Origin of the sequence: Streptomyces sp. NPDC056128, assembly GCF_042263835.1 — a bacterium.
Taxonomy (GTDB): domain Bacteria; phylum Actinomycetota; class Actinomycetes; order Streptomycetales; family Streptomycetaceae; genus Streptomyces.
Genome location: NZ_JBHJVQ010000085.1, coordinates 1 through 1889, shown reverse-complemented (window position 1 = coordinate 1889; position 1889 = coordinate 1). Strand labels below are relative to the sequence as shown.

Below are 1889 nucleotides of genomic sequence, written 5' to 3'. Positions count from 1 at the left end.
AGCAGCTCGCCGAAGGTCGGGTCCCCCGACACATCGGTGCGGAGCACCAGGGTGTTGACGAAGAACCCGACCAGGTCATCGAGGGCTTGGTCGGTGCGGCCGGCCACTGCCGTACCGACGGGAATGTCCTCGCCCGCACCCAACTTCGACAGGAGCACGGCCAGCGCGGCCTGCACCACCATGAACAGCGTGACGCCCTGCTCCCGCGCCAGCGCCGCGAGCCGCGCATGCACCTGCGCCGGGACTTCAAGCATCACTGTGTGACCCCGGTGCGAGGCCATCGCCGGCCGCGGCCGGTCGCCCGGCAGTGCCAGCTCCTGCGGCGCCCCCGCCAGCGCATCCCGCCAGAAGCTGACCTGTCCGGCCAGCACACTGTCCGGATCACTCTCATCACCCAGCAGCTCCCGCTGCCACAGGGTGTAGTCCGCGTACTGAACCGGCAGCGGCTCCCACGCCGGGGCCTCACCAGCACACCGCGCCGCGTACGCCATCGAGATGTCCCGCGCCAGCGGCCCCATCGACCACCCATCCCCCGCAACGTGATGCACCACCACGACCACGACGTGCACGTCCTCATCGATCCCCAGCAGCAGCGCACGCAACGGCACCTCAACCCCGAGATCGAACCCGTGACCGATCTCCTCCATCACCAGGTCCGCCACCTCACCCTCGGCGGCCTGCGCGACCCGAAGCACCTCCCCCAACTCACCGACAGCCAGAACCTGCTGATACGGCTCCCCGTCCACCACCGGAAACACCGTCCGCAACACCTCATGCCGGACCATCACATCACCGAACGCCGCCCGCAGCGCAGCCACGTCCAACACACCCTCCAGCCGCAGCGCGATCGGGATGTTGTACGTCGCGCTCAGCCCCTCCAACTGCGCCAAGAACCACAACCGCCGCTGCGCAAACGACAACGGCACCCGCTCCGGCCGCACCCACCGCACCAACCCCGCCCGCGCCGCATCCGCACCCGTGATCCGCCCAGCCAACCCCGCCGGAGTCGGAGCTTCGAACAAGGCCCGCACACCGACCTCGACCCCGAACGCCACCCTCAACCGCGACACCAACCGCATCGCCAGCAACGAGTGCCCACCCAGCTCGAAGAAGTTGTCCTCCACCCCCACCCGCTCCACGCCCAGGACATCCGCGAACGCCTGGCACACCAGCTCTTCAGCCACCGTGGCGGGGCCTCGCCCACCGGCAGACGAGTACTCGGGGGCGGGGAGCGATGGGCGGTCCAGCTTCCCGTTCACCGACAGCGGCAGCTCATCGAGCACCACCACCGCTGACGGCACCATGTACTCCGGCAACCGCTCAGCCACAAAGCTCCGCAAACCGTCACCCAGAACGGCGTCGCCTTCGGGCACGACGTAGGCGACCAGGCGCTTGTCACCCGGCACGTCCTCACGAGCGACCACCACCGCCTGGCCCACCCCGGGATGCGCCGCCAGAACCGCCTCGACCTCGGTCGGCTCGACCCGGAACCCGCGGACCTTGACCTGATCATCTGCACGACCGACGAATGCCAGCTGCCCGTCCGTGGTCCACCGCGCCAGGTCACCGGTCCGGTACATCCGCTCCCCCAGACCACCGAACGGACACGCCACGAACCGCTCCGCCGTCAGCCCCGGACGCTGGTGATACCCGCGGGCCAGCTGCACGCCAGCGACGTAGAGCTCCCCTGCCACCCCCGGCGGCACCGGCTCCAGGAACCGGTCCAGGACATACACCCGAGCGTTCGCCACCGGCCCACCCACCGCAGGCACACCCACCCCACCCTCAAACACATGCCCGGCGGTGACCATCACCGTCGCCTCCGTCGGCCCATACGTGTTCACCAACACCCGGCCACCCGCCCACACCCGCGCCACCTCAGCCGACAA

1 protein-coding gene is annotated in these 1889 nt (G+C 69.7%); it reads right to left on the bottom strand.

Annotation, left to right across the window (positions count from 1 at the left end):
- Window positions 1-1811 (bottom strand): condensation domain-containing protein (locus tag ACFC1X_RS40715; RefSeq protein WP_376364809.1); only part of this gene is annotated, 1811 nt, incomplete at its 3' end.
- Window positions 1812-1889: the final 78 nt, after the last annotated feature.